This is a genomic window from Nonomuraea sp. NPDC054003 (assembly GCF_055585125.1).
This window is the reverse complement of the sequence record NZ_JBVJKR010000016.1, coordinates 12,089-34,658: the sequence shown is the minus strand read 5'-3', so window position 1 is coordinate 34,658 and position 22,570 is coordinate 12,089. Positions and strand designations below refer to the sequence as shown.

At 72.2% G+C, this 22,570-nt stretch carries 22 protein-coding genes, 1 tRNA gene and 1 pseudogene; 12 read left to right on the top strand and 12 right to left on the bottom strand.

What is annotated here, in order from left to right; translation table 11 throughout:
- Positions 1-51: 51 nt before the first annotated feature.
- A pseudogene (gene mptB, locus ACZ6YG_RS34835) lies at positions 52-1,116 on the top strand (polyprenol phosphomannose-dependent alpha 1,6 mannosyltransferase MptB); the annotation flags it as partial.
- 286 nt (positions 1,117-1,402) lie between these two features.
- On the opposite strand, the gene ACZ6YG_RS34830 reads toward mptB, so the two are convergent.
- On the bottom strand, positions 1,403-3,802 hold the full coding sequence (locus ACZ6YG_RS34830; RefSeq protein WP_466020356.1) for a hypothetical protein: 2,400 nt from the start codon (positions 3,800-3,802) through the stop codon (positions 1,403-1,405).
- A 61-nt stretch (positions 3,803-3,863) separates the two neighbouring features.
- Between ACZ6YG_RS34830 and ACZ6YG_RS34825 the strand changes: the two genes are divergently transcribed.
- Genes ACZ6YG_RS34825 through serS form a run of 3 tightly spaced genes read left to right on the top strand, consistent with a single transcriptional unit; the run spans position 3,864 to position 7,323 of the window.
- Positions 3,864-5,093, top strand: a complete 1,230-nt coding sequence (locus ACZ6YG_RS34825) for a glycosyltransferase 87 family protein (protein ID WP_397196528.1) — start codon at positions 3,864-3,866, stop codon at positions 5,091-5,093.
- Positions 5,094-5,095: 2 nt separating this feature from the next.
- A complete protein-coding gene (pheA, locus tag ACZ6YG_RS34820; RefSeq protein WP_397196529.1) occupies positions 5,096-6,016 on the top strand; it encodes a prephenate dehydratase in 921 nt (306 codons plus the stop codon).
- 44 nt (positions 6,017-6,060) lie between these two features.
- Positions 6,061-7,323, top strand: a complete 1,263-nt coding sequence (gene serS / locus ACZ6YG_RS34815) for a serine--tRNA ligase (protein ID WP_148036070.1) — start codon at positions 6,061-6,063, stop codon at positions 7,321-7,323.
- On the opposite strand, the gene ACZ6YG_RS34810 is transcribed toward serS, so the two are convergent.
- Together ACZ6YG_RS34810 and ACZ6YG_RS34805 are read right to left on the bottom strand one after the other, a co-directional pair.
- Positions 7,287-8,681 carry a hypothetical protein gene (locus tag ACZ6YG_RS34810; RefSeq protein WP_466020355.1) on the bottom strand — a complete coding sequence of 465 codons (1,395 nt, stop codon included), beginning with the start codon at positions 8,679-8,681 and terminating at the stop codon, positions 7,287-7,289. The two genes, serS and ACZ6YG_RS34810, sit on opposite strands and share 37 nt — an antisense overlap.
- Positions 8,682-8,869: 188 nt before the next feature.
- Positions 8,870-9,073 (bottom strand): cold-shock protein, encoded by a 204-nt coding sequence (locus ACZ6YG_RS34805; RefSeq protein ID WP_101787411.1) that lies wholly within the window; start codon positions 9,071-9,073, stop codon positions 8,870-8,872.
- Between the two features lie 221 nt (positions 9,074-9,294).
- Here ACZ6YG_RS34805 and ACZ6YG_RS34800 point away from each other — a divergent pair, with 221 nt between their 5' ends.
- Positions 9,295-10,101 carry an HAD family hydrolase gene (locus ACZ6YG_RS34800; RefSeq protein WP_148036072.1) on the top strand — a complete coding sequence of 269 codons (807 nt, stop codon included), beginning with the start codon at positions 9,295-9,297 and terminating at the stop codon, positions 10,099-10,101.
- Here ACZ6YG_RS34800 and ACZ6YG_RS34795 read toward each other — a convergent pair.
- Both ACZ6YG_RS34795 and ACZ6YG_RS34790 read right to left on the bottom strand, forming a co-directional pair.
- Entirely contained in the window at positions 10,092-10,604 is a 513-nt protein-coding gene (locus tag ACZ6YG_RS34795) for a bacterial proteasome activator family protein (RefSeq protein ID WP_148036073.1), read from the bottom strand. The two genes, ACZ6YG_RS34800 and ACZ6YG_RS34795, sit on opposite strands and share 10 nt — an antisense overlap.
- Before the next feature lie 5 nt (positions 10,605-10,609).
- Entirely contained in the window at positions 10,610-11,566 is a 957-nt protein-coding gene (locus tag ACZ6YG_RS34790) for an NAD(P)H-quinone oxidoreductase (RefSeq protein ID WP_466020354.1), read from the bottom strand.
- Positions 11,567-11,680: 114 nt separating this feature from the next.
- Here ACZ6YG_RS34790 and ACZ6YG_RS34785 point away from each other — a divergent pair, with 114 nt between their 5' ends.
- Positions 11,681-13,516: a MinD/ParA family ATP-binding protein gene (locus tag ACZ6YG_RS34785; RefSeq protein ID WP_466020353.1), complete on the top strand. Its 1,836-nt coding sequence runs from the start codon at positions 11,681-11,683 to the stop codon at positions 13,514-13,516.
- A gap of 48 nt (positions 13,517-13,564) precedes the next feature.
- Here the strand turns inward: ACZ6YG_RS34785 and ACZ6YG_RS34780 are convergent.
- A tRNA-Ser gene (locus ACZ6YG_RS34780) sits at positions 13,565-13,651 on the bottom strand.
- On the opposite strand from ACZ6YG_RS34780, the gene ACZ6YG_RS34775 reads away from it, so the two are divergent.
- On the top strand, positions 13,639-14,028 hold the full coding sequence (locus tag ACZ6YG_RS34775; RefSeq protein WP_148036075.1) for an STAS domain-containing protein: 390 nt from the start codon (positions 13,639-13,641) through the stop codon (positions 14,026-14,028). The two genes, ACZ6YG_RS34780 and ACZ6YG_RS34775, sit on opposite strands and share 13 nt — an antisense overlap.
- Here ACZ6YG_RS34775 and ACZ6YG_RS34770 read toward each other — a convergent pair.
- The 5 genes from ACZ6YG_RS34770 to ACZ6YG_RS34750 are packed head-to-tail and all read right to left on the bottom strand — an operon-like array spanning position 14,011 to position 18,060.
- Positions 14,011-14,856, bottom strand: coding sequence for an NUDIX hydrolase (locus ACZ6YG_RS34770; protein WP_219550747.1), 846 nt, complete (start codon positions 14,854-14,856; stop codon positions 14,011-14,013). The two genes, ACZ6YG_RS34775 and ACZ6YG_RS34770, sit on opposite strands and share 18 nt — an antisense overlap.
- 12 nt (positions 14,857-14,868) lie before the next feature.
- Positions 14,869-15,585, bottom strand: coding sequence for a M15 family metallopeptidase (locus tag ACZ6YG_RS34765; RefSeq protein WP_466020352.1), 717 nt, complete (start codon positions 15,583-15,585; stop codon positions 14,869-14,871).
- Between the two features lie 29 nt (positions 15,586-15,614).
- Positions 15,615-15,857: a hypothetical protein gene (locus tag ACZ6YG_RS34760; RefSeq protein ID WP_271276270.1), complete on the bottom strand. Its 243-nt coding sequence runs from the start codon at positions 15,855-15,857 to the stop codon at positions 15,615-15,617.
- On the bottom strand, positions 15,854-16,258 hold the full coding sequence (locus ACZ6YG_RS34755; protein ID WP_466020351.1) for a hypothetical protein: 405 nt from the start codon (positions 16,256-16,258) through the stop codon (positions 15,854-15,856). Before ACZ6YG_RS34755 ends, ACZ6YG_RS34760 begins: the two co-directional genes overlap by 4 nt.
- On the bottom strand, positions 16,255-18,060 hold the full coding sequence (locus ACZ6YG_RS34750; protein ID WP_466020350.1) for an MDR family MFS transporter: 1,806 nt from the start codon (positions 18,058-18,060) through the stop codon (positions 16,255-16,257). Before ACZ6YG_RS34750 ends, ACZ6YG_RS34755 begins: the two co-directional genes overlap by 4 nt.
- 52 nt (positions 18,061-18,112) lie before the next feature.
- On the opposite strand from ACZ6YG_RS34750, the gene ACZ6YG_RS34745 reads away from it, so the two are divergent.
- The 5 genes from ACZ6YG_RS34745 to ACZ6YG_RS34725 all read left to right on the top strand — a co-directional run bounded on the left by ACZ6YG_RS34745 (position 18,113) and on the right by ACZ6YG_RS34725 (position 21,916).
- Positions 18,113-18,682, top strand: a complete 570-nt coding sequence (locus ACZ6YG_RS34745; RefSeq protein ID WP_148036081.1) for a TetR/AcrR family transcriptional regulator — start codon at positions 18,113-18,115, stop codon at positions 18,680-18,682.
- Between the two features lie 82 nt (positions 18,683-18,764).
- Positions 18,765-19,889 (top strand): S1 family peptidase, encoded by a 1,125-nt coding sequence (locus tag ACZ6YG_RS34740; protein ID WP_148036082.1) that lies wholly within the window; start codon positions 18,765-18,767, stop codon positions 19,887-19,889.
- A gap of 151 nt (positions 19,890-20,040) precedes the next feature.
- A complete protein-coding gene (locus ACZ6YG_RS34735; RefSeq protein ID WP_148036083.1) occupies positions 20,041-20,289 on the top strand; it encodes an SCO4226 family nickel-binding protein in 249 nt (82 codons plus the stop codon).
- Between the two features lie 99 nt (positions 20,290-20,388).
- Complete coding sequence (locus ACZ6YG_RS34730; RefSeq protein WP_466020349.1) at positions 20,389-20,976, top strand: RNA polymerase sigma factor; 588 nt, start codon at positions 20,389-20,391, stop codon at positions 20,974-20,976.
- Positions 20,969-21,916, top strand: a complete 948-nt coding sequence (locus tag ACZ6YG_RS34725; protein ID WP_466020348.1) for a CU044_5270 family protein — start codon at positions 20,969-20,971, stop codon at positions 21,914-21,916. Before ACZ6YG_RS34730 ends, ACZ6YG_RS34725 begins: the two co-directional genes overlap by 8 nt.
- A 6-nt stretch (positions 21,917-21,922) precedes the next feature.
- On the opposite strand, the gene ACZ6YG_RS34720 is transcribed toward ACZ6YG_RS34725, so the two are convergent.
- The gene (locus tag ACZ6YG_RS34720) at positions 21,923-22,339 is read right to left on the bottom strand and encodes a TIGR03668 family PPOX class F420-dependent oxidoreductase (RefSeq protein WP_466020347.1); all 417 of its coding nucleotides are present in this window, start codon (positions 22,337-22,339) and stop codon (positions 21,923-21,925) included.
- Positions 22,340-22,570 lie beyond the last annotated feature (231 nt).

The window sequence follows — 22,570 nt, the reverse complement described above, 5'->3', positions numbered from 1 at the left end:
TGGAATTTGCGGGTGACTTCCGAGACGCGGGCCGGCTCCCCCCACCGGCTCATGTGGCCGGCTCTGGCCTGCATCGCCGCCTCGATCCTGCTGACGGCCCTCATCGGCGTGCTCGGCCCCTCCGCCATGGTCCCGGCCCTGTCGGGGCCAAGCTGGCAACCGCCCTACTCGCTGGCCGCCGGTCCTCACCCCTATCTGGTGATCTCCCTGGCCGTGGCCGCTCTGGTGCTCGGCGGGCTCGGTCTCTTCGGCGCCCTGGCCGTGCCGCCCGCGTCCTTCCCCGCGCGCCTGCCGCGCACGCTCGTGCTGCTCGGCTGCCTGGCCGCCGGGCTGCTCGCGTTCCTGCCCCCGTCGGGCTCCGGCGACCATCTCAACTACGCCGGCTACGGCCGCCTCGCCTCGCTCGGCATCGACCCCTACACCCACGGCGCCGACGACCTTCCCGGTGATCCCGTCACCGACGCCGTCGAGGCGCCGTGGCGCGAGGAGCCCTCGGTCTACGGCCCGGTGGCCACGGCCACACACGCCGCCGCGAGCTGGCTGGCCGGCGACTCCGTCCGCCTGACGATCTTCCTGCTGGCCCTGGTCAACGTCGCGGCGTTCATCGTCACCGGCCTCCTGATCGACCGCTTCGCCCGTGGCGAGCCCGCCGCGCGGCTGCGGGGCGCGCTGCTGTGGACGGCCAACCCGCTGCTGCTCTACCAGCTCGTCGCCGGCATGCACGTGGACACCCTGGCCGTCGCCTGCATGGTCGCCGCCCTCCTGGCCCGGTCGCGGCCTGTCATCGGAGGCGCCCTGCTCGGGCTCGGGGTCGCCATCAAGCTCAACGCCGGCCTGGTCGCTCTCGGCCCCGCCTGGGAGCTGCGCAGAAACCCCCGCCGCCTGGCGCTGACGGCCGGGGTCGCCCTGGCGGTGGTGGCCGCCGGTTACGCCGCCGCCGGCCTCGACGCGCTGGCCCCGGTGGCCCGCACCAGCAAGTCCATCTCCAACGCCTCGTTCTGGAAGCTCGTCCAGGGCTGGCTCCAGTCGGTCGTCGGCATGGGCCACGCCTACCGCAGCGAGATCCAGGTGGGCTCCCTGCTCCTGCTCGCCCTCATCGGCTGGGCCCTCTTCCGCGCGATCCCCCGCTCCCTTCTCACGGCCTCCCCGGCGCCGGGGCGCGGGTGGTTCGCCGTCAAGGGCGAAGGGGGCCAGGCGGCCGTGGCCGTGGCGGCGGTGATGGTGGTCGCCTACCTGTTCGCCTCGCCGTACGTGCTGCCCTGGTACGACGGGCTCGCCTTCGGGGTGCTGGCGCTGGCCGCGGCGTCCGCCCTGGACCGGTTCATGGTGGCCCACCTGCTGGTGTTGTCGCTGGCCTACCTGCCCGCGCGGGTCGCCGGGCAGCCGCCCGAGCTCGGGTGGCTCACGACCGTCGTGCGGAGTCAGGTCGTTCCGTGGCTGCTGCTGGCGCTGACGGCAGCCCTGCTGTGGTGGGCGTGGCGAGCTGCAGAGCGCGTACGCACGACGCCAGCGTCAGGGGCACCGCCACCGTGAGCGCCATGGCCGGGATGGCGATGCCCGAGTCGTTCATCAGGAAGCCGATGAAGGCGCAGGTCAGCGCGCCGATCAGACCGGCGCGGAGTGCGGGCGCGTGCGCGTACGCCTGCCCGAGCGCCGACGCCCCCCAGCGTGACGGCCGCGCCAGCACCAGAAACAAGAACGCCAGCGCGACCAGCGAGAGCAGGGTGAGCGACCAGTTCCCCACGGTCACCCCGACCATCGCGCCGAACTTCCGGCTCACGACGGTCCACGCCTGGCCGTCGATGACCTGCTGCACGAACGTGCCGAGGTGCGTGCGCTGCCCGGCCGGGCGCGCCCAGTCGGCGACCGAGATGGCGCCGATGAGCACGGTCCCCACCAGGCCGACGACCAGGAGCTTCACGAACGACACCCGGCCGCCGGAGAGGAGGATGAGGAAGACCGACAGGCCCGCGACGAACGCCGGCACGCCGCCGAAGTCCGCCCCCCACGCGGGCGACCCGTCCGCGAAGACCGCCAGTCCGCCGTACAGCACGCAGACCGTCATCACCGCCGCCTGGGGCGCGCCCTTGCCGCGCAGCCACTGGGCGATGCCCGCGAGGCCGAGGATGGTGCCGGTGGCGTAGATGGCGAAGGCGATGTTGCTGAAGCCGTAGAACCGTCCGCCCGTCACGGGCTCGTACCCGGAGACGGCGTTGACCTGGAGGTGGGAGCCGGTCATGACGTCCGCCAGCATCGCCACGGAGGTCACCAGCGCGACCACGGTGAGCGGGCCGAGCACGTGCGCGCGCCACGGACCGGCGAAGGCCAGGCCGGTGATCAGCCCGGCCATGGCGACGATCGTGACGATGAGCGCGGCCATCGGCGCGGGCAGGCTCCACCACGGCACGAGCTGCGCCAGGAACGTGGCGACGGCGATGCCGCCGCTCATCACGGAGACGACCTGCACGGTGACCAGCAACCGCGACGCCCCGGCCACGTCGATCCCCCCGGCGCCACCGGCCTCGGCGGCGGTGTCGCCGGCTCCGGCGGGACGCGCGTCCGGCGGGGCGGCCGATCTGCGGCGGCGCAGCGCCAGGGCCGCGAAGGCGTAGAAGAGGAGCTGGACCGCGACGAAGACGGCGAAGAAGGGGCCGCGGACCTCGCGCAGCACCTGGCTGGCCAGGTCGGCGTCCGCCAGCTCGGCGACCGTCTCCTGCGTGGCGGGGCCCGTCGCGCCGCCCGGCTGCCAGGGGCGGCCCACGACCTGCCGCGGGGGTTCGAGGCCGGTCAGGTGGATGGCGGTGGCCGTCAGGTCCTGGATCGCGACCAGCGCGTCCTGCCTGGTCGAGGTGGCGGTCAGGTGTCCTGCGGGGTAGCGCTCGCCGGTGGCCATGGCCACGTGGAGGTGGGCGCCGGGAGAGACGTCGGAGATCCCGGCGACCAGGACGGTGGTGTCCTTCGGGAGGACGGCCAGGAACTCGCCGACGCGCCGGTCGGCCGCCGCCGCCGCTTCCTGCCGGACGTCCTGCGGCATGCCGGTGGGGACTCCGTACTCGTCCCGCGGCTGGGCGGCCCAGGCGGTGGCGAGGTCCGGGACGTCCATGACGATCAGCGCGTAAGGGGAGAGGTCGCCGAGCCGGGCCGGGGCGTCGGCGTACGTCTCGACGCGGCCGGTCTCGTCGGCGGCGGCCAGGGCTGCGCCGGGGCCGACGGCGGCGACCTTGCCGCCGCCGTCGATGACGGTCTGGGCGAGGGTGCCGAGCCGGGCGTCGTAGCCGGTGCCGGCCTGGTGAGCCACCAGCTCCGCCCAGCCGGGCACGGTGACGGGGTGTCCGGAGGCCCCGGGACCGCCGGTGGGCGCCGGGGCCGGGGTCCTGGTCGGCGGCGGGGTCGGGCCTTGCGAGGTGTCGGTGGGAGCAGGGCTTTCCGGGGTGGCGGTTCCGGGGTCCTCGGGGGGGCCCTGGTCGTCGGCGCGTTGCGGCGCCGGGGTCTCGGGGCAGCCTTCGCCGGGGGTGCCGGCGCGCTGGCCCGCCGAGACCGTCAGCCAGCCGGCGACGGCGCAGGTGATGCCCCGGCCGGGGGGCGGGACGGCGCGGGTGGACAGGGAGGCGGTGCCGCCCTGCCCGGCGAGCTTCCACAGGTTGGGCGTACGCGCCTGGTCGATGTCGCTCCACTCGAGCCCCGGCACGCCGACGACCGCCACCCGTCCCTGGACGGCGGCGGAGGCCGGGACGGCGACCCCCATGACCGTGAGCAGCCCGACGACCACCAGCCGCAACAGGGAGCGGAACCTGTGCGGCATCGTGCTGAACCCCCTGAGTCGGCGCGCCCTTCGGTCAACCGCCACGGTAGCCTGCCACAGCGTGACGGGTGTCGAGACGCCGATGCGGCGGCGATGGTGGGCGTGGGCCCTGGCGGCGGTGGTCGTCGCCGCCGGGGTGTGGCCGCTGGTCGAGCACTGGCTGACCAACCCCGGCGACCAGCGTCTCGTCGATCTCGACGTCTACCGTACCGGCGGTCAGATGGTGCTCGACGGACGTCCGGTCTACGGGTTCTTCACGCCGGCGCCGCAGCTGCTGCCGTTCACCTACCCGCCGGTCGCGGCGCTGTTCGCGAGCGGGCTGGCGGCGATGTCGTGGGTGACCGCCCAGTGGGTGTGGACGGCGGGAATCTTCGCGGCGCTGGGCGTGGCGGTCGGGTTCGCGTTCCGGGAGTCGCTGGGGCGGCACGCGCCGTGGGTGTTCGCGTTCCTGATGGTGGCGTGCACGTTCCTGATGCCGATCCGCGACCAGGTGCGGTTCGGGCAGGTGGACATCCTGCTGGTGGCGCTCTGCCTGGCCGACTGCGTGGCGCGGCGGCCGTGGTGGCCGCGCGGGTTCCTGATCGGGCTGGCCACGGCGGTCAAGCTGACGCCCGGGGTGTTCCTCATCTACCTGCTGGTGACGCGGCAGTGGCGGACGCTGTTCATGGCCTCGCTGGTGACGGCGCTGCTGACGCTGCTGCCGTTCGCGGTGATCCCGCAGGACGCGGTGGACTTCTGGTTCGGCGCGCTGCTGGACTCCGAGCGGCTGGGCGCCAACGCCGCCACCACCAACCAGTCGATGCGTGGCATGCTCATCCGCCTCTACCTGCCCGACCTGCTGACGACCGCGATCTGGCTGGCGGCGGTCGCGGCGGTCGGCTGGTACGGGTTCCGCGGCGCGCGCGACGCGTACCGGCGCGGCGACACGCTGACGGCGGTGGCGCTGGTGGGGCTGATGGCGGTGCTGCTGTCGCCGGTGGCCTGGATCCACCATCTGGCCTGGGTGGTCGTGGTGCTGGGGGCCATCGTCGGCGACGGGCGCGACCCGGTGCGGCTGCGGGTGGCCGCCGGGGTGTGGCTGTACTACGTGGTGCCGGTTCCCTGGTGGGGCGTGGCGATCAAGGCGGCGGAGATCCCGGTGGTCAGCCCGGTGCTCGGCAAGATCGTGCAGAACGGCTTCGGCCTCGGCGCGATCTTCCTCGTCTGGCTGCTGGCGCACTGGCTGCCGGGGCGGCGTGCCGAGGAGTCCCGAATGCCCCACCTAGCACGTCAACCTGCGGATACCCTGTAATCATGTCCAGAACCGCGTACCTCGGCCCTGAGGGCACCTTCACCGAAGAGGCCCTGACGCTCCTGGAGCCCGAAGCCGAGCGGCTGCCCTGCGCGACGGTCACCGCCGCGCTCAACGCCGTGCGCGCCGGCGAGGCCGACGCCGCGGTGGTCCCGCTGGAGAACTCGCTCGAGGGCGGCATCACGACGACGCTGGACGAGTTCGCCTGGGGCGAGCCGCTGCTGATCACCGCCGAGCTGCTGCTCCCGGTGCGGTTCTCGCTGCTGGCCCGGCCCGACACCGAGATCGTGCACGTCAAGCGGGTCTACACCCACCCGGCCGCGATCACGCAGTGCCGCGGTTTCCTCAACCGCGAGCTGGCCGACGCGGTCGTGGTGTCCGCCCCGTCGACGGCGGCGGCGGCCCAGGAGGTGTCGCTGCCCGGCTCGCCGTACGACGCCGCGATCGCCGCCCGCATCGCGGGCGAGCACTACGGCCTGGTCGAGCTGCGGGGCGACATCGGCGACCGGTCCGACACCGTGACGAGGTTCGTACGCGTGACCAGGCCGGGCCCGCTGCCCGAGCCGACCGGCAGCGACCGCACCACCCTGGTCGTGTTCCTGGCCGACGACCACCCGGGCGCGCTGCTGGAGATGCTGACCGAGTTCTCGGTGCGCGGCGTCAACCTGAGCCGCATCGAGTCGCGGCCCACCGGCCAGGGCATCGGCCGCTACTTCTTCCACTTCGACTTCGAGGGCCACGTGGCCGACGCGCGGGTGGGCGAGGCCGTCGCGGGCCTCCACCGCATCTGCGGCGAGGTGCGCTTCCTGGGCAGCTATCCGCGCGCCGACGGGGTGGCTCCCCAGATCAAGCGCGGCACGGGCGACCCCGAGTTCGCCGGGGCGAAGGAGTGGCTCGCCAGGATCCGCGCCGGCCAGGTCTGATAATCGGGGAGCGGGTGCTCGCCGCGCGCCGGTAGCCTTTCCTTGTGATCGACCTGCGTACCCTTCGTGAGGACCCCGACCGGCTGCGGGCGTCGCAGCGTGCCCGCGGCGAGGACGACTCGGTCGTCGACTCGCTGCTCGACCTGGACGAGCGCCGCCGCTCCGCGCTGACCTCGTTCGAGTCCTCGCGCGCCGAGCAGAAGAGCCTCGGCAAGCAGGTCTCCAGGGCGCAGGGCGAGGAGAAGGCCGCGCTGCTCCAGCGGGCCAAGGACCTCGCCGCCCAGGTGCGGTCCGCCGAGGCGGAGGCGGAGAAGCTCGCCGCCGAGCTCGACGGGCTGCTCCAGACGGTGCCCAACATCGTCGAGGCCGACGCGCCCGCCGGCGGCGAGGACGACTACGTCGTGCTCGAGTCCCACGGCGAGCCGCGCACGTTCGACTTCGAGCCGAAGGACCACCTGGAGCTGGGCGAGCGGCTCGACGCGATCGACATGGAGCGCGGCGCCAAGGTGTCCGGCTCGCGGTTCTTCTTCCTCAAGGGCCAGGGCGCCCGGCTGCAGCTCGGCCTGCTCAACATGGCCATGCAGCAGGCCATCGAGACCGGCTTCGTGCCCATGATCACCCCGGTCCTGGTCAAGCCGGAGACCATGCAGGGCACCGGCTTCCACGTGGCGCACGACAAGGAGATCTACCGCCTGCCCGAGGACGACCTCTACCTGGTCGGCACCTCCGAGGTGTCGCTGGCCGGCTACCACGCGCAGGAGATCCTGCCCGCCGACCAGCTCCCGCTGCGCTACGCGGGCTGGTCGTCGTGCTTCCGCCGCGAGGCGGGCTCCTACGGCAAGGACACCCGGGGCATCATCAGGGTCCACCAGTTCGACAAGGTGGAGATGTTCTCCTTCGTCCGGCCAGAGGACGCGGCGGCCGAGCACCAGCGCCTGCTGGAGTACGAACGGCGGATGATGGCCAAGATCGAGGTGCCCTACCGCGTGATCGACACGGCGGCGGGCGACCTCGGCATGTCGGCGGCCCGCAAGTTCGACTGCGAGGCGTGGATCCCGACCCAGGGCCGCTACCGCGAGCTGACCTCGACCTCCAACTGCACCGAGTTCCAGGCCCGCCGGCTGGGCGTGCGCTTCCGCGACAAGGACGGCAGGCCGCAGTACGCCGCCACGCTCAACGGCACGCTGGCCACCACCCGGTGGATCGTCGCCATCCTGGAGAACCACCAGCAGGCCGACGGCTCCGTGGTGGTCCCCCAGGCGCTCCGCCCCTACGTGGGGCTCGACGTGCTGGAGCCGGTCAAGTAGCCGCGGGGGCGCAGCGCCAGCGCCCCGAGGAGACACACGAGCGGCGCGGCGACCACGGCGACGGCCAGCGCCGCGCCGTGGTCGATCCAGCCCGTGCTCCACGCCTTGAACGGCCCCGCCACGCAGAGCCCGACCGCCACGCCGAGCGCCAGCGCGTCCACCGCGCCCCGCGACCCGACGCCGCCGTCCGAAACCAGCGAGCAGGCCACGACGACCACGCAGATCAGCAGGGCCGCGCCCAGCGCCGCGAGGAGCGGGGGCAGCGGGCTCCAGTCCGTCATGACGTTCTGGTGCGGTCCGAACACTCGCTCGTACGGCAACGGCGCGATCAGCAGCGCCCCGAGGCCGCCCAGCACGACGACGAGCCAGGGGCGGGCGCGGCGCGCCCGCACCGACTGAACGGCCAGGCCGAGCAGGGTCGCCCAGGCGGCGGCCAGCCCGGCGACCAGCATCTCCGCGTCGTCGTCGGCGGGCCGGTCGAGCGGGATCGCGGCCGACTCCAGCAGACGGCCGTCGGCGCTGAAGCCGAACCGCCGCCACGTCCCGTCGACGCCGCGCACGGCGACGCCGTCCCGTCCGTTGGCGACGACCACGACGTGCCCGCCCGGCCGGTCCTGGACCACGAGCGTCCTGGAGACGATGGGATCCTCGTCGGGCCGCCCGCCCACCAGCTCGCGTTCGAGCATGGTGACCCGGCCTGGAGGGATCTCCCACTCGGGCTCCCAGGTGCGGCCGCCGTCGCCGGAGCGCAGCACCTTCACGTGATGCCGAACGAGCCGGTAGCAGTGCTCGCGCAGGCAGGCGGCGCGCTGGCCGGGCCGATACTCGCGCTCCGATCCCGCGTAGGCGTCGGAGGCGACGTACGTCTCCCAGGTCGCGCCGCCGTCGTGCGACGCGTACCGGGAGTCGAGCACGAGGACGCCGTCCCTGAGGTCGACGACCTCGGCGCCGGGCATGCCGGGGTGGCCCGCGGTGGCGGTCACGGCGAGGACGGCCAGGGGGACGGCGGTGAGCACCCGCCACCGCGCGGCCACCGCCCGCCGGCTGCGCTGCCGCACCCACCAGGCCAGGAGGAGCGCAGGGAGGGCCAGCAGGTCCCCAGGATCGGCCAGGACGCGCGAGGAGCCCGCCAGGGTGGTCCAGATCTGGGAGGCGGCCTCAGCGCCCGTCTCCGTCGTTTTCACGACCGTGAAGAGCGCACCGGTCAGGATGGTCGCCGCGAGATCGGCGCGGCGCAGCAGGAGGAGCGCCACCAGGGGCGGTGCGACGACGAGTCCGGCGAGGTCACTCAGCTTGCCCGTGACGAACCCGGGCCAGGCGTGCTTGAGGATGTGATCGTTGAGTAACAGGACGATCACGGAGGTCACTGTTACGGGGTGACATAACCAGGCGTACCTCATATATCGCTAGATGTGCGGAAAGGTGCCGGGGTTCGCCTGGCCTGTGAATCGAGTCACACCCGTGACAACGGCCGGTCAAGGCCATAACAAACGCGAAAGGCCGGGGTCCGCTGGAAGCGAACCCCGGCCTGTCTCGCTGCTACAGGTCAGATGGAGCGGACCTGGGAGGCCTGCGGCCCCTTCTGGCCCTGCGTGATCTCGAACTCGACCCGCTGGCCGTCTTCAAGGCTGCGGTAGCCGTTGCCGACGATCTCGGAGAAGTGCACGAACACGTCCGGCGCGCCGCCGTCCGGGGCGATGAAGCCGAAGCCCTTCTCGGCGTTGAACCACTTGACGGTTCCCTGAGCCATAAAAGCTCTCCCTCAGGATGTGAATCTATGGGACCCACACCTCGTGGATCCCGGTGTGTCGTACAGCAAGCACCCGGGGTGGCTCAGACAATGTCATGCTGGTTTTCACTACGGGATAGCTAATACAACGCCTCCACATCTAACACCATTCTGGCGCGTTGGTGTTCCCGTCGAACGAAGATTTCTGGCTGGGCGCATCAGCGGGCAAACTGGAACGTGTTATGCACAACCTACGCGCACCCCGCCTGGTGGCCACCGACCTGGACGGCACCGCCCTCCGTACGGACGGAACCGTGTCTCCCCGCACCGCCGCCGCCTTCGCCAGAGTCGAGGACGCAGGGGCCATGCTGGTGTTCGTCACCGGCCGCCCGCCTCGGTGGATGCACCCCGTGGCGGGGGCGGTGAGGCACCGCGGCCTCGCCGTCTGCGCCAACGGGGCGCTGATCTACGACATGCACACCGAGCGGGTGGTGAAGTCTCACCTCATCGACCCGGAGGTGCTCGAAGAAGTCGTCTCTCAGCTTCGAGCGAACGTCCCCGATCTCTCGTTCTCGGTCGAGTACGAGGGAGGCCACGCGCACGAGTCGGACTTCCGCCTCGGCACCTGGGACGGCGCCACCACGGGCAGGGCCCGCCTGCGCGGCGAGTCGCTCACCTCGCGGGCCTGCGTCAAGCTGCTGGCCCTGCACCCCGAGCTGGGCCCTGACGAGCTGCACGCGACCGTGCACGAGCTGGTCGGGCACCTGGTGACCGCCACCCACTCCAGCGGCCGCGGGCTCATCGAGATGAGCGCGATCGGCGTCACCAAGGCCACGGCCCTGGCCACGCTCGCCGAGCGGCACGACATCGAGCAGTCGCAGGTCGTGGCGTTCGGCGACATGCCGAACGACCTGCCCATGCTGACGTGGGCAGGCACCTCCTACGCGGTCGCCAACGCGCACCCCGGCGTGCTGGCCGCGGTCGATCACGTGACCGCGGCCAACGACGAGGACGGCGTCGCGCTGGTGCTCGAGGAGCTCTACAGGTAGGGCCCCGAGCCGCCCGGCGGGCGCGGGTGCTCCTCGGGCCGTCCGCCGGGCAGCGCCCTGCGCATCTGCTCCAGCTGGGCGCGGGCCGCCATCTGCTGGGCGAACAGCGTCGTCTGGATGCCGTGGAACAGCCCTTCGAGCCAGCCCACCAGCTGGGCGTGCGCCACCCGCAGCTCGGCGTCGCTGGGCGCGGTGCCGGTGTCCTCGGTGAAGGGCAGCGACAGCCGTTCCAGCTCCTCCACCAGCTCGGGCGCCAGGCCGTCCTCCAGCTCCTTGATCGAAGACTGGTGGATGTCCTTCAGCCGCTTGCGGCTGGCCTCGTCGAGCGGGGCGGCCCGCACCTCTTCGAGGAGTTGCCGGATCATGCTGCCGATGCGCATCACCTTGGCCGGCTGCTCGACCAGGTTGGCAACCGAGCGCTCGTCTTCGCCGTTATCGTCCTGACCCTGGAAGTCGGGGCCCACCACCACGATGTGAGGCGAGTTGTTGTCCTCAGCATTCATAAGTCTCACCGTACTAGGAGGATCTTCCCAACGTGGTCGCCGGAATCCACCATACGGTGAGCCTCGGCCGCGTCGGACATCGGCAGCTCGGCGAACACCACCGGCCGCACCGCCCCGGCGTCGATCAGCGGCCACACGTTCTCCACGACGCTCCGGACGATCGCGCCCTTCTCCTCGACCGGGCGGGCGCGCAGCGTGGTGCCGTGCACCGAGGCCCGCTTGGCCAGCAGCACGCCCAGGTCGAGCTCGGCCTTGCGGCCGCCCTGCATGCCGATGACCACCAGCCGCCCGCCGGTCTTCAGCGCCCGCATGTTGCCGGCCAGGTATTTGGCGCCCATGATGTCGAGGATCACATCGGCCTTGACCTGCTCGGCGAAGTCTTCCTCGCGGTAGTTCACGTACGCGTCGGCGCCCAGCTCCTTGACCCGCTCGCCCTTGCCGGACGAGCCGACCGTGACCACGACGTTCGCCCCGAACGCCTTGGCGAGCTGCACCGCGAACGTGCCGATGCCGCTCGCGCCGCCGTGCACCAGCAGGGTCTCTCCCTTGCGCAGCCGGCCCAGCATGAACACGTTGGACCAGACCGTGCAGGCCACCTCGGGCAGCCCGGCGGCCTCCTCCAGCCGGACGCCCCGCGGCACCGGCATCACCTGCTGCCACGGCACGGCCACCCGCTCGGCGTAGCCGCCGCCGGCCAGCAGCGCGCACACCTCGTCGCCCGCCTTGAAGTGCTCGACGTCCGCGCCGACCGCCGCGACCACGCCGGACACCTCCAGCCCCGGATAGGGCGAGGCGCCCTGCGGGGGTTGGTAGTTGCCCTGGCGCTGGAGGACGTCCGCCCGGTTGACCGCCGAGGCGGCCACGTCGATGAGCACGTCACCGCGCCCGGGCTCCGGGTCGGGGACCTCCCGCCACTCCAGCACCTCAGGCCCGCCGCTGCGGGTGATCTCGATGGCTCGCATGCGCACCACGGTAACGGGGCAGAGAAGTTGAGGGTTGCCGGCCTTCCCCGGAGCGCTTGGCGTTAATCTGCAAGATATTTACCACCCCTTTAGACCCGCCCGAGGGGGAACACGGTGGCAAGACACGATCGAGAAGAATCTCTCGAGGAACAGCTCGCCTGGCTGGACGCCATCAAGGAGTCCGAGGAGGCGCCGGTCAAGGTGAGCGCCAAGACCGGCCCGGGCGTCCCGGCCGACGAGACCGTCGTCGTCTCGCCCTACCCCCAGGACCCGTGGGCGTCGGTGCCGCAGCACGACACGCCGACCCCGCCGCTCTTCCGCGCCGCGGTCGACTCGGTGTACGGGTCGGAGGCGGTGCCCGCCACCGAGAGCGAGGCGGGGGAGTGGCTGGACAAGGCGAGCCCGCGCGACAAGACCGACACAAAGGCCGACACGGGGGACGATCCGCCCGCCGATGACAGCGCCGACACCAAACCGGCGATCGACGACGCGTTCCTGGCCCCGCTCAAGCCGCTGCCCCGGCCGGACGACACCGACAGCTACGCGCTGGCGTCCTTCCCCGAGCCGGAGAAGGTGGAGGAGAAGACCGAGGAGAACCTCTCCTGGCCCGTTCCACCGGCCTGGGCCAGCGAGACGCCCGCCCCGCCCGAGCCCGCCGCCGAGCCGGCGCGCGAGGAGGCAGCCCAGCACACCCCGGACGAAACGCTCCCGTCCCTCCCGTCGCTGCCGCCCCCGTCGCTCCCCGAGCCCACGCAGCACGCCTTCCCCGAGCCTCCGCAACGCACCTTCGACCAGCCGAGCCCGCCGTTCGCCGAGCCGTCCCAGCGCGCCTTCGACGAGCCCCGCGCCGGCCGGGAGGCCCGCACGTTCGACGAGCACCTCAGGTTCCAGGAGCCGCGCCCGGCGGAGGAGGCGCCCCCGAGAGCCGAGGAGCCCCCGAGGCAGCCCGAGCCGCGTCACCGCCCGGCCCCGGTGCCCGTCTTCAACGCCCCGCCGAGGCCCCCGGCGACCGGCAGGCCCACCGCCGAGAGCCTGGACCCCGACACGCTGCTGCGCGGCCGCCGCAACGCCCCCTCCAAGGGCTGGCGCCGGATCGTCTACAAGGCGTCCGGCGGCTGGATCAAGCCCGGCGAGCCGCCGGAGGTCAGGCGCCGCCGCGCGCTGATGGCCAGGGCGCGCACGCCCGTCGCCACCGGCCACCACCGCGTCGCCGTGCTCAGCCTGAAGGGCGGTGTCGGCAAGACCACGACCACGGTCGGCCTGGGCGCCACGCTGGCCCAGATCCGCGGCGACCGCGTGATCGCGGTCGACGCCAACCCCGACCGTGGAACGCTCTCCGACAAGCTGAAGCTGGAGACCTCGGCCACCGTCCGCGACCTGCTCAACGAGGCCGACCAGGTCAAGAGGTACGTCGACATCAGGGCCTTCACCTCTCAGGCGCCGTCGCGGCTGGAGGTGCTGGCCTCCGACCGCGACCCGTCGGTGTCGGAGGCGTTCAGCGGCGCCGACTACCAGGCCGTCTCGCAGGTGCTGGAGAACTTCTACTCGATCTGCATCACCGACTGCGGCACCGGCCTGCTGCACTCCGCGATGGGCGGGGTGCTCGGCCTCGCCGACCAGATCGTGCTGGTCAGCTCCGCGTCGGTCGACGGCGCGCGGGCGGCCTCGGCCACGCTCGACTGGCTGGAGGCCCACCACTACGAGAATCTCGTACGCGACGCGACCGTGGTGCTGTGCAGCGTCAGGCCGAGGTCGAAGTCGGCCGTCGACATCAACAAGCTGGAGGGCCACTTCGCCGCCCGGTGCCGGGCCGTCGTGCGCGTGCCGTACGACCCGCATCTGGAGGAGGGCGCGGAGATCGACCTGGACCGGCTGCAGGAGGCGACCAGGGACGCCTACCTGCAGCTCGCCGCCAGCATCGGAGACGGTTTCGCCGGAGCCGGCCGGTAGACGGCACGAAACCCGCTCACCGGCCGGTGAGCGGGTTTCGTCGGGAAGCGGAGGGTGTGGGATTCGAACCCACGAGGCCATCGCTGACCTGGCCGCTTTCAAGGCGGCTGCACTCGTCCACTATGCGAACCCTCCAGTGCGACACCACGATAGCGGCTGCGGTGACGCCGGTGTACGTTCAGGTGGTGGCGGATCTCAAGATCGAGGTGGCACGGGCGGAGCGTTCGGCCACCGTGCGCCTGCGGGGTGACCTGGACAAGCTGACGGCTCCCGATTTCAAGAAGCGGCTCGACGCCCTCGCCGCCGAAGGACCTCTCGACGTGGTGATCGACGCCTCCGGGCTGGAGTTCTGCGACTCCAGCGGCCTGTGGGCGCTGGTCGAGCACCAGCGCGCCGTCGGCGGGCGCGGCGGCACGCTCCGGCTCACCGGCGTGCACGGGGTCCTGCAGCGGGTGCTGGAGGTGACCGGGCTCAAGGCCGTCTTCGACGACGTGTTACCCGCGCAGCTGTGACAGCAGCCACTTGGGTCCCGCCGTCTCTGCCCCCAGCTCGGCGACCCGCTCCCTCAGCTCCCGGTCGGCGGTGACGACGAGCACCCGCTCCCACGGCTTGGCCCGGCGCACCACGTCCACGATCGCGTCGTCGCCGCTGCCGGCCGCCGCGACCACCTGCATCCCGGGAATGTCGGGCACCTCCCTGGCCGCGCCCTCGACCACCGCCACCATCCGCGGATACCACTGCGCCAGCACCGAATGCGACAGCCGCAGCCCCGACACCTCCTCCAGCAGCCGGGTGGCGGCCCCCAGCCGGTCGTTCCACCAGCCGCGCTCGGCCCGCGCGCCGACGATGTTGGCCACGTCGAGCACCAGGGTCTCCGGGCTGATCGCACCGCTGACCGTGCCCCACGTCTCGGCGAAGCCGGGGTGCAGCTCCCTGGCGGCCACCTCGCCCAGCGGCAGCCAGCGCAGCTCGTCGCTCTCGCCGTTCGCGCAGACCGCCGCCAGCCGCTCGGCCGACTCCGCGATCACCGTCTCGAACGCCCATCCGCCGTGGTCGTCGCGGTAGACCCCCTGCACCCGCAGCAGGTCGCCGGCCACCGCCGCCTCCTCGCGGGCCTCGCGCAGCGCGGAGGCCACCGCGTCCTCGTGGCTGTCGCGCGCCCCGCCGGGCAGCCCCCACGTGCCGCCGTGGTGGCTCCACGCCGAACGCTTCTGCATCAGCACGTGAGGCACCCCGAGCTCGTCGTGGTGCACGGCGAGTAGCCCCGAGGCGCCGTGCAGCCCCCAGTGGCGGTGTCCTCGCCCGCACTCGGTCCAGCCGTCGCCGTCCTTGTCAGCCATGTCTCGATTCTCTCAGCCGCCGCCCTTGCTGAAATGCTGGTAGTCCTTGGTGCCCGACCAGTTGCCGCCCCACTGCCATCCCACCTGCGCGAACGCCCGCACCACCTTGTCGCCGGGGTTGATCACGCCCTTGCCCTTCATCGGCCGCTTGGTGTACTTCCGGGCGTTGGAGTGGGCCGTCCTGCCGTCGGCGGTCACGTACGGGTTCTCGCGCGGGTTGATGTCGATCGCCTCGCCGTAGGCGTGCTTGGACCAGCTGCTCGACCCCGTGGCCTGGCGGCAGTTGAAGGCCGAGGTGTTGTCGGCGTCGATGGAGTCGTAGTCGTCGCCCTTGTAGACGTCGATCAGCTCCATCCGCCTGATCGGCCAGCGCCAGTCGTACAGCTTCTCGAAGACCTGCACGATGTCGTCGGTGACGGTCTTGCGCACGACCAGCTCACCGGTGTGCGGCTTGTCGTCGAAGCCCCAGTAGGTCATCCTGATCAGGCGCAGGTCGCGGTAGTGGACCGGGCAGCCTTCACGCCACGAGTACCGCAACTGGTCGCGGGTCACCTGGCTCACCTCGGCGTCGAACGAGGGCGGCTCGGTGGCGGTGGGCGTCGGCTCCGAGGTCGCCGGCTCCGTCTCGGAGGTCGTCGGCGGCGCCGGTCCGGTGGACGCGACCGGGCTCTGCCCGCCGCACGCCACGGAGGCGAGCACCACGAGCGCCAGGGTGGCAGCACGCTTCATCCCGCCACGATACGACACGTTCCAGCAGGTCAGCCGCTACGACGCAGCTTGCCGCGCCGGGTCGTCAGCTCGTGCAACAGGTCGGCCGCGTACCAGACGAGGCCGAGGAACGACCCGCCGGCGAGCGCGCCGCCGATCCACAGGTCGTTCACGGTCGCGGCGGTGAGCGCGGCGCCCCTGGGCTGGTAGCCGACCACGAACGGGGCGGCGACGAGCCAGAGCCCGGCCAGGAACAGCAGCGCCAGCGCGGTCACGCCCAGCTTGGCCCTCATCGCTGGTCCTCCGACGCGACCAGGGTCGCGGATCCGTTCTGCCGCCGCTCGCGGTCTGTCGCGTCGAGGTCCTCGCGCAGGGCCTCGACCAGGGGCGCCAGCAGGGCGGCCAGCTCGGCGGACGAGGTCTGGGGGGCGGCGGGCTCCGGTTCCCGCTGGCGCTCGCGTACCGTCACCAGGCCCCGCGCGGCGAGCTCGGCGTGGATGGCGGCGGCGAAGGCGGCGGCGCCCGCGAGGCCGACGGCGGCGACGCCGAGGCCGGTGAAGAACTCCGACGTGGTGGCGGAGTTCCAGGCCGCGCCCTCGGGCTGGGTGCCGAGCGCGAACGGCGCGACCATCAGCCAGAACCCGGCCATGGCCGCCAGCGCGGCCAGCACGGCGCCGACGAACTTGCGGATCACTGCGGGATCCCTCCTGTCACGAGATCTTTCGCGGGCGCCGGCGGCGCCGCCTGCGCGATGAGCGCGCGCGAGGTGGGGCGCAGCACCTCACGCGCCACGGCCCTGGCACGTTCCTTCTCGGTACGGTCGTCCGGCGGCGCCATCTTGGCCACGGCCGTGAGCAGCGCCGACGGCCGGCCGTTCACGCGCTCGACGCGCTGGGCGACGAGTTCGAGCAGCAGGCCGGCCAGCACCAGGTCGTCCCTGCTGGGCGGCGGGGCGGCGGGCGGGGGAGTGGCGCCGCCGCGCAGCGGCAGCTCCTTCAGGAAGACCACGGCGAGGAAGCCGAGCAGGGCGATCGGGACGCCCACCAGGAAGACGGTCTCCAGGCCGCGGGTGAACGCCTCCAGCACGAGGTGCTTGACCGGCTCGGGCAGCTCCTGGATCTCGTCGGGGCTGCCGAGCGACGGCCTGGCGCTCCCCGCGGGCATCTCGGCGTAGAGCCGGTTGGTCAGGATCGCGCCGAACCCGGCCACGCCGATGGCGCCGCCGAGCGAGCGGAAGAACGAGACGCCGGAGGTCGTGGAGGCCATGTCGCGGACCTCGGCGCCGTTCTGCGCGGCCAGGATCAGCATCTGCATGGTCAGGCCGAGCCCGGTGCCGAGCACCGCCATGTCGAAGCCGATGATCCACGGGCTGGAGTCGACGTGCAGCCGCGACAGCAGGAACAGCCCGATGGTCACGAGCAGCATGCCGACGACCGGGAAGATCTTCCACCGCCCGGTCCGCGTGACGGTCTTGCCGGAGATGACGCCGGACAGGAACAGCGTGATCACCATGGGCAGCGTCATCAGGCCGGAGTCCGTCGGGCTCATGCCCTGGACGACCTGCAGGTACTGCGGCAGGTAGATCATCGCGCCGAACATCGCCACGCCGACGAACAGCGATCCGAGGCTGGTCAGGATGAACGTGCGGTTGCTGAACAGCCGGGGCGGCAGGATCGGGTTGCCCGCGGTGCGCTCGGCGAGCACGGCGAGGCCCAGCGAGACGAGGCTGACGGCGGCCAGGACGTAGGTCCACGGCGAGTTCCACGCGAACTCGGTGCCGCCCAGGGTGAGCAGCAGCATCAGCGAGGTCGCGCTGGCCGTGATGGTGGTGGCGCCCCAGATGTCGATGCGGGTGTCGCGCTTGACGTGCGGCAGCTTGAGCACCTTCTGCACGACGACCGCGGCGACCACGGCGAGCGGCACGCCCACGTAGAAGCACCAGCGCCAGCCGAGCATCTCGGCGTCGACCAGGAACCCGCCGAGCAGCGGCCCGGCGACGGTGGAGACGCCGAAGACGGCGCCCATGTAGCCGGAGTAGCGGCCCCGCTCGCGGGGGGAGACGATGTCGCCCAGGATGACCTGGGCCAGCGCGCCCAGGCCGCCCGCGCCCACGCCCTGCAGGGCGCGCCCGGCGATGAGCTGGCCCATGTTCTGCGAGAGCCCCGCGGCGAGCGACGCCCCGACGAACACCGCCAGCGCCACCTGGAAGAGCCGCTTGCGGCCGAACACGTCGGACAGCTTGCCCCACAGCGGTGTGGACACCGTCATCGTCAGGATGGTCGCCGAGGCCACCCACGAGTACTGGTCCTGGCCGCCGAGCTCCCCCACGATCGTCGGCAGCGCCGTGCCCACCACGGACGTCGACAGCATCGAGGTGAGCATGGCGAGCATGAGCCCGGCCATGACCTCGAGGACCTCGCGGTGGGTGTACTGCTTCTGGGGGCTTGCGGCCGCCGCTTGGCCCGCCAAGTCACCACATCCCCTCGTATTCCGCATGGAAGTATACGCCTGTTTACTAGTGTTTCGGCAAGCCGATATATTCCCGGGCATGAGAGCTGAGGCCCGCCCCCGGGATCGTGCGGCCACCCGTCTGCGGCTGCTCGACGCCGCCAGGGCGCTGTTCGCCGAGTATGGGTACGAGCGCGTGACCGTACGCATGATCGCCTCGGCGGCGGACGCCAACATCGCTCTGGTGGGGCGTTACTTCGGGTCGAAGGCGGGCCTGTTCGGCGAGGTCCTGCGGGACGAGCCGACGATCCGGGTCGTCCTCGAAGGCGACCGGGCGGGGCTGCCGCGCCGGCTCGCGGAGTTCGCCGCCCGCCGCATGCACGCCGACCCGAAGAGCCGCATCCTGCGCGCCCTGGCCCACTCCGCCGACGACCCGGAGATCCAGGAGCTCGTACGGGAGCGCCTGCGGACGGCCATCATCACCCCGCTCGCGGAGTTCCTGGGCGACGACCCCGACGCGATGGCCAGGGCGCGCACCGCGGCGGCGCTCCTCACCGGCATCACCAGAGTCCGCCGCGCGCTCGGCCCGGAGCCGCCCACTCCTGCGGACGTGGACCGGCTGACCGCAATGTTCACCGTGTGTCTAGATATTTCAGGACATGAACCATAAGACCGAAATACGGCCTTTTTGAGGACGTGTCGTTGCCAGCGCCAGCCGATAACTTGACAGCACCCCCCACCAAGGAGTGCGCATGTTGGGTAAACGCAGTGCGCTGGCAGGAGCCACCATCGTGGCCTGCCTGGCATTCCCCCTCGCCGTCCCCGCCATGGCCGACCCGGCCCCCATGGCGGACCCGGCAACCCCGCCGTCGGTGATCGACGCGCTCGAACGCGACCTCGGGCTCACCGAGCGGCAGGTCGTCACCCGGCTGGCCAACGAGCAGCGCGCCGCCGCCACCGAGGCCACCCTCACCGCCTCGTTAGGCGACTCCTACGGCGGCTCCTGGCTGAACGCCGACGCCTCCAAGCTCATGGTCGCCACCACCGACGCCGCCGAGGCCCCGGCCATCGAGGCCAAGGGCGCCCAGCCGGTCGTCGTCGGCCGCACCCTGGCCCAGCTGACCTCCGTGAAGGACCAGCTCGACCTGGCCGCCCAGAAGGGCAAGACCGGCGCCTCCCTCTGGTACGTCGACGTGACCACCAACAGCGTCGTCATCCTGGCCGCCACCCAGGAAGCCGGCGAGGCGCTCGCCGCCGCGGCCGGCGTCGACAAGGGCGTGGTCAAGGTCGCCGTCTCCACCGAGAGCCCGCAGCCGTTCATGGACATCATCGGCGGCTCCGCGTTCTACATCGGCTCCAGCCGGTGCAGCGTCGGCTTCTCCGTCACCCGCGGCAGCACCCCCGGCTTCGTCACCGCCGGCCACTGCGGCCGCGCCGGCTCGCGCACCACGAACCCGACCGGCACCTTCCAGGGCTCGTCCTTCCCCGGCAACGACTACGCCTGGGTCGCCGCTCCCGGCCACAACGCCACCCCGTACGTGCGCGGCTCCGGCGGCGCGCTCGTGACCGTCCGCGGCTCCACGCAGGCGTCGGTCGGCGCGTCCATCTGCCGCTCCGGCTCCACCACCGGCTGGCGCTGCGGCACCATCCAGCAGCACAACGCCAGCGTCCGCTACGCGCAGGGCACCGTCTCCGGCCTGACCCGCACCAGCGCGTGCGCCCAGCCGGGCGACTCCGGCGGCTCGTTCATCTCCGGCAGCCAGGCCCAGGGCGTCACCTCCGGCGGCTCCGGCAACTGCAGCATCGGCGGGACCACGTACCACCAGCCCGTCAACGAGATCCTGTCGGCGTACGGCCTCACCTTGAGAACCGGCTGATCTCCCACCCGAACCCAGCGTGCCCGGCCCACGTCGCCGGGCACGCTGTTTCGTACGAGTGGCCCGATACGCCCTCTTGGGTCCCACTTGGTGTGCCGGCAGCGGGGGCGAACCTACGCTGGAGGAGACAGCTTGCCTGGGGGAGGCAGTGATGGCGAAGTTCCTCGACATGCACCGCGGCATGGCGGGCATCACCGGTGACCAGCTCAAACGGGCACACTCCGCCGACGTCGAGATCCAGGACGAGGAGGGAGTGACCTTCGAGCACGCCTGGGCGGACCCGGAGGAAGGAGTCATCTACTGCCTCTCGGAGGCGCCCACGGCGGACGCGGTCCTGCGCATCCACGAACGCGCCGGCCACCCGGCCGACGAGATCCACCACGTGCCGCTGAGCATCTGAGCCAAGTATGTGACGTAGTTCACACTCCCTTTCGCGAACTCGCGATGGTCGTACGGGCGAAAGCCGTCGAATCCACTGCGCATCGAACGGGAGCACCGGGTGATCGCCGAAGAGTCCGGCACGGCCGACGCCGACCTCATACGGCGCTCGCGGCACGACCCGGAGGTCTTCGCCGGACTCTTCGACCGGCATGCCCCCGCACTGCGGCGCTACGTCGCCCGGCGACTCGGCCCGTCCCTGGCCGACGACATCGTCTCCGACGTCTTCCTCACCGCCTTCCGGCGCCGCCACCGCTACGACATGAGCCACCCTGACGCGCGCCCGTGGCTGTACGGCATCGCCGCCCGGCTCGTCAGCCGGCAACGCCGCGTGGAGATCCGGTTCTACCGCGCGCTGGTACGCACCGGTGTCGACGAGATCACCGAGCCGTACGCCGACCGCGTCGACAACCGGGTCTCGGCGCAGCAGGCCGGGCTGGCGGCGGCCCTCTCCGAGCTGTCGCCCGGCGACCGGGAGGTGCTGTTACTCATGGCGTGGGCCGACATGTCCTACGAGGACGTGGCCCGCGCGCTGGGCATCCCCATCGGCACGGTCCGGTCCCGCCTGCACCGGGCCAGAGCCCGGACGCGCCAGGCGCTCGGCGGAGCCGACCCCACCGTGACGCGAGAGGAGTCTTTGGATGGATGACCTGCGATCGCTGCGCGAGTGGCGGGCCGAGGTGCCCGAGCCGGACCAGGAGTGGTCCATCCCGCAGCGGCGGCGGCTCCTGACCCGGATCCGGCGGCGCAGGTGGACGTGGGCGCACCGCCTGATCACCGTCGGGGCGGCCGGCGCGGCCGTGGCCGCGCTCGCCGTGGTCGCCCTGCCGTCCGAGCCCTCCGTCACGGAACCGGCCGTCACCCCGTCGTCGGCCGTGCGGCTGGACCCCGGCCTGGTGCTGGCCCAGGCCGCGAAGGTGGCGAGCGAGCGCGGCGACGCCCCCCGGCCGGCGCCGACCCAGTGGCACTACACCAGGTCCATGGACAAGCAGCCGACCTCGGACACGGCCCAGACCTACGAGAGGTGGATCCGCTACGACGGCAAGCAGACCGCCGGCTTCGGCGAGAACGGCGACCTGGTGGTCACCGACGTCCCTCCGGACCCGGGCGACGACGACCTGGCGCCGGGGCAGTACGACGCCAAGCTCCGCGGGCTGCCGACCGACCCGAGGAAACTGCTGGCCAAGGTCACGGGCGACCGCCACTGGATCGACTTCCCGCAGGAGAAGGGCGTCCCGCGGAACGCCGAACCACCCGATGCCCGCGCCTACCGCGTGATCACGCTCTACCTGAGCAGGTACGGCACGATGCCGCCGCGGCTGGAGGCGGCCATGTTCCAGGCCTTGGCCCTCATCCCCGGCGTCCGGATCGAACACGGCGTGACCGACGCCGCGGGCCGCGCCGGCCTGGGCATCTGGCGGGAAGGAGGCGGCGACGTCCGCCGGTACGACATCCTCGACCCGGACACCTACCGCTACCTGGGCACCGCGACGGTCTGGCTGCGCGACTCCCGCCTGCCCAAGGGCGCGGTGTGGCGCACGGCCCTGCTGTCGTCGGTGATCGTCGACCGCCCGGGCGAGCGAGGCTGAGCGCTTTCACCCCCCGGAGTACCGCCATCCCGACCAGCGGTTGACGTCCACGAGGATCACGGGCCCCGCCGGCCGACGCTCGCGGTACTGGTCGTACTTGGCCACGAGCGCGTCCAGCGCGGCGGCCCGCTCCGGGCCGTCCGGCGCGACGGCGGCGCGGCCGTCCGCCCGCACCCACCACAGGCGCGTCCAGTCGTCCTCGTAATGGTCGGCCAGCAGCGCGACATGCGGGTTGTCGCCGATGTCGCGCAGCCTCCGCAGGTCGGTGGTCCGCTTCGGCTTGTGGTCGACGGCCGTCACCACCCGGTCGCCGAGGATGGCGAAGGTGACGGGGACGAGGCGCGGCCTGCCCTCGGCGCCCACCGTCGCCAGCCGGGCGACCCGCGCGCCCGCGAACATCCGCCGCGCCGTCTCGGAATCCATGCCTCCAGCATTCCCCGGCGGCCCGTGGTCCGGTGACCGTCACCGTCACGTAAGCGTCCGGGATCGTCACTGCGGGTACGAAGGCCCCATCTCTTAGGGCGAGGAGGAGCATCGCGATGACCCCCGGCTGCGGAAGCTGCGACTGCAACGACGTGATGTACGAGGGCACCCCGTCGCACTGGAAGACGTTGCGCACGGAGTGAACGAGCAGAAGCCCCGCCCCGGATCGGC